The following is a 4,934-nucleotide window of genomic DNA, read 5'->3' as shown; positions in this document are numbered from 1 at the left end:
CCTGGACCCCCCTTTTATCCGCGCTTCGCGCTCGTCCTCAAACGCCGGACGGGCTAAAGCGTGCCCAGGATCAGCATCGCGATCAGCATCGCCGCGGCCAGGAACACGCCCGCGCGGCGCATTTTGGCCTGCATGTCGCGCATGTCCTTGGGCGGGTTGTTCTCGGGGTCGGACCACAGCATGGCTTCGATGGTCCGCGTCGGGGGGCCGGGGCGCCTGAGTACGGGTACTCAAGTCCTTCCGTTCAGCCGTACAACCCCCAGGTGGTGCCCGGGCGTCAACTACGCGTAGCTTCCAGGGATTGGAGCATTGCGATATGCGCAGAATGCGCAAGAGTGTCGTGACGGCGGCGGCAGCGGCCGCCCTGGCCGCCGCGGGCCTGTCGGTCCCGCTGTCCGGGTCGGCCGCCGCGGCCCCCGCCCCGGCCGCCGGGGACACCGCCGACTTCAACGGCGACGGATACGGCGACGTGGTCCTCGCCACCCCCGACGCCACCGTGAACGGCGTCAAGAAGGCCGGGCACGTGGCCGTCCTGTACGGGTCGAAGGACGGTGTCGCGGGCGGGCGCAAGCAGCTCGTCAGCCAGGCGTCCGCGAAGGTGCCGGGCGTGCCGGAGGAGAGCGACCGGTTCGGCAGCGCGTACGACACCGGGGACCTGGACGGCGACGGGTACACCGACCTCGTCGTCGGGGTGTCGGGCGAGAACGGCGAGGACGGCCTCATGACCGTGCTCTGGGGCGGCCGGGGCGGGCTCGTCCACGGCGGTCTGAGCATGTCATCGCCGCAGACCGGGCTCGACGTGCACTACGGCGACGCGGTCGTCGTCGGCGACTTCGACGGCGACGGCAAGCAGCAGCTGGCCACGCGCTCGTACTACGGCGGGGTCAGCCTGTCCGGCGACGGCTTCACCCGCACCCGCGCCCCGAAGCAGCAGCGCCTGAACCTCCACGGCGACGACGTCTTCCGGGTCGTCGCGCGCCTGGACGCCGGGGACTACGACGGCGACGGCGACGACGACCTCCTTGCCTCGGGCATCGCGAACATGGAGGCCGACGAGCACAGCGGCTGGGTCGGCTACTGGAAGGGCGGCCGCGACGGCGTGACGTTCACCAGGCCGCCCGCCGCGCTGCCCGCGACCATCTCGGGCCTGGAGGGCTCGGGCGACGTCAACAAGGACGGGTACGCGGACGTCGTGATCGCCGACAAGGACGCCGCGCACGGCGGCGCCGTCGGCGTCTACTACGGCGGCAAGCGCGGCCCCGGCAGCGGCGGCGGCACCGTCCTCGACCAGGAGAGCCCCGGCGTCCCGGGCGACGGCGCGGACGCCGACCGCTTCGGCGCGAGCGCGTCCGTCGGTGACGTCGACGGCGACGGGTACGCCGACGTCGCCGTGGGCGCGCCCGGCGAGGACGCCGACGCGCCCGACTCCGGGGCCGTGTACCTGCTCAAGGGCTCCGCCTCCGGCCTCACCGGCACGGGCGCGCAGGTCCTGAGCCAGAGCACGGCGGGCGTGCCGGGCGCGGCCGAGGACGCCGACCGCTTCGGCTCCGCGGTCCAGGCGCGCGGCACCGACACCGACGGCGACGGCAGGGCCGAGGTCGTCGTGGCCGCGTCCGGCGAGGACGTGTTCCCCGGCGCCCGGTGGGACGACGGCTCCGCCTGGGTGCTGCGCGGCGCGGCGGACGGGGTCACCGCCGCCGGGGCGTACTCGATCAGCGAGAAGGCGTTCGGGCTCACGTACCAGAACAAGCGGTTCGGGTCCGTGCTCGGGCGCTGAGACGGGGCCGGGGAGCGCGTCCGCGCGCCCCGGCGCCCGTCACGCGGGCCGGGCGCCGGTCACACGGGCCAGTACGTGCGGCCCCACGCCGCGGGCCCCGGCCGGGGCAGCCGCTTACGGGCCACCCGTGCCGGGTCCGCCCACGCGTCCGGGGGCTCCGGCGCGCCGGACGGCGCGTTCGCGACCGCCGCGGCGCGCGCCTGGACCACCGCCAGGGCGGCGGCCAGCTCCTCGGGGGTCGGGTTGCCTCGTACGACCTTGATCACGAATGGACTCCTCGGGGGTCGGGACACAGGCGTGCGCGGCCGGGCTACAGCGGGATGTTGCCGTGCTTCTTCGGAGGCAGCGACTCCCGCTTCGTGCGCAGCTGACGCAGGCCGCGGACGAGGTGGGAGCGGGTCTCCGACGGCATGATCACGGCGTCGACGTAGCCGCGCTCGGCGGCCGTGTACGGGTTCAGGAGCGTGTCCTCGTACTCCTGGATGAGGCGCTCGCGCGTGGCCTCCTGGTCCTCGGCGGCGGCGATCGTGCGGCGGTGCAGGATGTTCACCGCGCCCTGCGCGCCCATCACCGCGATCTGCGCGGTCGGCCAGGCCAGGTTGAGGTCGGCGCCCAGGTGCTTGGAGCCCATCACGTCGTACGCGCCGCCGAACGCCTTGCGCGTGATCACCGTGATCAGCGGGACCGTCGCCTCCGCGTACGCGTAGATCAGCTTGGCGCCGCGGCGGATGATGCCCGTGTGCTCCTGCTCGACGCCCGGCAGGAAGCCGGGGACGTCGACGAACGTGACGACCGGGACGTTGAACGCGTCGCACGTGCGCACGAAGCGCGCCGCCTTCTCGCTCGCGTCGATGTCGAGGCAGCCCGCGAACTGCATCGGCTGGTTCGCCACGATGCCCACCGGGTGGCCCTCGACGCGGCCGAAGCCGGTGAGGATGTTCGGCGCGAACAGCGGCTGCGTCTCGAAGAAGTCCGCGTCGTCCAGGACGTGCTCGATCACCGTGTGCATGTCGTACGGCTGGTTGGCGCTGTCCGGCACGAGCACGTCGAGCTCGCGGTCCTCGTCGGTCAGCTCCAGGTCGGCCTCCTCGGGGAAGACCGGGGGCTCGCTGAGGTTGTTCGACGGCAGGTACGACAGGAGGGACTTGACGTACTCGATCGCGTCCTTCTCGTCGCCCGCCATGTGGTGCGCGACGCCGGACGTCGAGTTGTGCGTGCGGGCGCCGCCCAGCTCCTCGAAGCCGACGTCCTCGCCGGTGACGGTCTTGATGACGTCCGGGCCCGTGATGAACATGTGCGAGGTCTGGTCGACCATGACCGTGAAGTCCGTGATCGCGGGCGAGTACACCGCGCCGCCCGCGCACGGGCCGACGACGAGGCTGATCTGCGGGATCACGCCGGACGCGTGCGTGTTGCGGCGGAAGATCTCGCCGTACATGCCGAGGGCCATCACGCCCTCCTGGATGCGGGCGCCGCCCGAGTCGTTGATGCCGACGACCGGACAGCCCGTCTTCAGGGCGAAGTCCATGACCTTCATGATCTTCTGGCCGAAGACCTCGCCGAGGGAGCCGCCGAGGACGGTGAAGTCCTGCGAGAAGACGGCGACCGGGCGGCCGTCGACCGTGCCGTACCCGGTGACCACGCCGTCTCCGTACGGACGGTTCCGCTCCATGCCGAAGTCGACGGAGCGGTGCCGGGCGAACTCGTCGAGCTCCACGAACGAGCCCTCGTCGAGCAGCAGCTCGATCCGCTCGCGCGCCGTCAACTTCCCCTTGGCGTGCTGCTTTTCCACCGCACGCGCGGACCCCGCGTGCTTCGCCTCCTCGATGCGCAGCCGCAGATCCGCCAGCTTTCCGGCGGTCGTATGGATGTCGACGCCCGGGTCCCGGGTCGGCTCCTGGGCCGGGTCGGGGGGCGTCTGGGGCTGCGCGGAAGGCTCGTTGGGCACTTGCGACTCGGACATCGGGACGCGGCTCCCTGCCTGCTCAGAGGGGATGGTGGCGGCTGACGGCGCTGGCTACTGACTCGTAGCGTATCGGCGTGGATACGCCTGTGCAGTGCGGCGTTTACCACACCTAGGGTGGCTTGCATGACGCCGTCCAATGACTCATCCCATGGCCCGTCCCATGCTCCGTCCCAGGGCTCGTCCCCCGGCTCGGCGGGCCGCTGGAGCGATCTCGACCGCCCGCCCCTGAACGCCACCGCGCTGCGCCGCGCCCTCCTCCGTGACGGCGGGCTCTACCGCTCCCTCGACGTGGTTCCCGTCACCGGCTCCACCAACACGGACCTGGCCGCCCGCGCCGACGCCCTCCCGGAGGGAGCGGTCCTCGTCGCCGAGGAGCAGACCGCCGCGCGCGGGCGCCTCGACCGCCGCTGGAGCGCGCCCCCGCGCTCGGGCCTCTTCTTCTCGGTCCTGCTGAAGCCGGAGGAGGTGCCGCTGGAGCGGTGGGGGTGGCTGCCGCTGCTCACCGGCGTCGCGGTGGCGACGGGCCTGTCCCGGGCCGCCGGGGTCGATACGTCGCTCAAGTGGCCCAACGACCTCCTGGTGACCGTGGACGGGGAGGAGCGGAAGGCCGGGGGGATTCTGGCGGAGAGGGTGGGGAGTGGGGGTGGGGGTGGGGGTGCCGGGGGTGGCTCGGGTGTCGGAGGCGTCGTCATCGGTGTGGGTATCAACGTCACGCTGCGCGCCGACGAGCTTCCTGTCCCCGGCGCGGGGTCCCTCGCCCTCGCGGGCGCCGTGTCCACCGACCGTGACCCGCTGCTCCGGGCCGTCCTGCGGAGCCTTGAGAGCTGGTACGGGGACTGGCGTGCCGCCCTGGGTGATCCTGCCGCGTCCCGTCTCCAGGAGACGTACGCGGCCGGGTGCGCCACGCTCGGGCGTGAGGTCCGGGCCGAGTTGCCCGGGGGGCGGGCGCTCGTCGGGGAGGCGGTGGCCGTTGACGGGGACGGGAGGCTGGTGCTTGCCACCGGGGGTGGGGGGCGGGAGGCGGTGGGGGCGGGGGATGTGGTCCACGTGCGGCCTGCCGGCTGAGCGGGTTCTTTCCCACCCGCCCGCCCGTTTCCAGTTGTCCGTGGGGTGACCGCCCCTGGTGGGGGTGACCCGCCGTCGGCGGCGAATGGGGTGGGTGGGCGGGGTAGCTCCCGCCGCGGAGCGGCG

General features: G+C 73.0%; 5 protein-coding genes. 2 read left to right on the top strand and 3 right to left on the bottom strand.

From position 1 onward, the window contains the following. Positions 1-53: 53 nt before the first annotated feature. Positions 54-182, bottom strand: coding sequence for a morphogenic membrane protein MmpB (gene mmpB, locus ACFWZ5_RS44690; RefSeq protein WP_384807002.1), 129 nt, complete (start codon positions 180-182; stop codon positions 54-56). A gap of 134 nt (positions 183-316) precedes the next feature. On the opposite strand from mmpB, the gene ACFWZ5_RS44685 reads away from it, so the two are divergent. Then, positions 317-1,777 (top strand): hypothetical protein, encoded by a 1,461-nt coding sequence (locus ACFWZ5_RS44685; RefSeq protein WP_384892880.1) that lies wholly within the window; start codon positions 317-319, stop codon positions 1,775-1,777. A gap of 59 nt (positions 1,778-1,836) precedes the next feature. Here ACFWZ5_RS44685 and ACFWZ5_RS44680 read toward each other — a convergent pair whose 3' ends face one another. Together ACFWZ5_RS44680 and ACFWZ5_RS44675 are read right to left on the bottom strand one after the other, a co-directional pair. Next, complete coding sequence (locus ACFWZ5_RS44680; RefSeq protein WP_384806504.1) at positions 1,837-2,043, bottom strand: acyl-CoA carboxylase subunit epsilon; 207 nt, start codon at positions 2,041-2,043, stop codon at positions 1,837-1,839. A 44-nt stretch (positions 2,044-2,087) separates the two neighbouring features. After that, positions 2,088-3,740 (bottom strand): acyl-CoA carboxylase subunit beta, encoded by a 1,653-nt coding sequence (locus tag ACFWZ5_RS44675; RefSeq protein WP_384806502.1) that lies wholly within the window; start codon positions 3,738-3,740, stop codon positions 2,088-2,090. Positions 3,741-3,866: 126 nt separating this feature from the next. Here ACFWZ5_RS44675 and ACFWZ5_RS44670 point away from each other — a divergent pair, with 126 nt between their 5' ends. Beyond that, positions 3,867-4,808 carry a biotin--[acetyl-CoA-carboxylase] ligase gene (locus ACFWZ5_RS44670; RefSeq protein ID WP_384806500.1) on the top strand — a complete coding sequence of 314 codons (942 nt, stop codon included), beginning with the start codon at positions 3,867-3,869 and terminating at the stop codon, positions 4,806-4,808. The last annotated feature ends 126 nt before the right edge of the window (positions 4,809-4,934 follow it).

The organism is Streptomyces sp. NPDC059003 (assembly GCF_042740445.1).
Taxonomy (GTDB): domain Bacteria; phylum Actinomycetota; class Actinomycetes; order Streptomycetales; family Streptomycetaceae; genus Streptomyces.
Note: the sequence above shows the minus strand (reverse complement) of the source record. Positions and strands in the feature narration are given on the sequence as shown.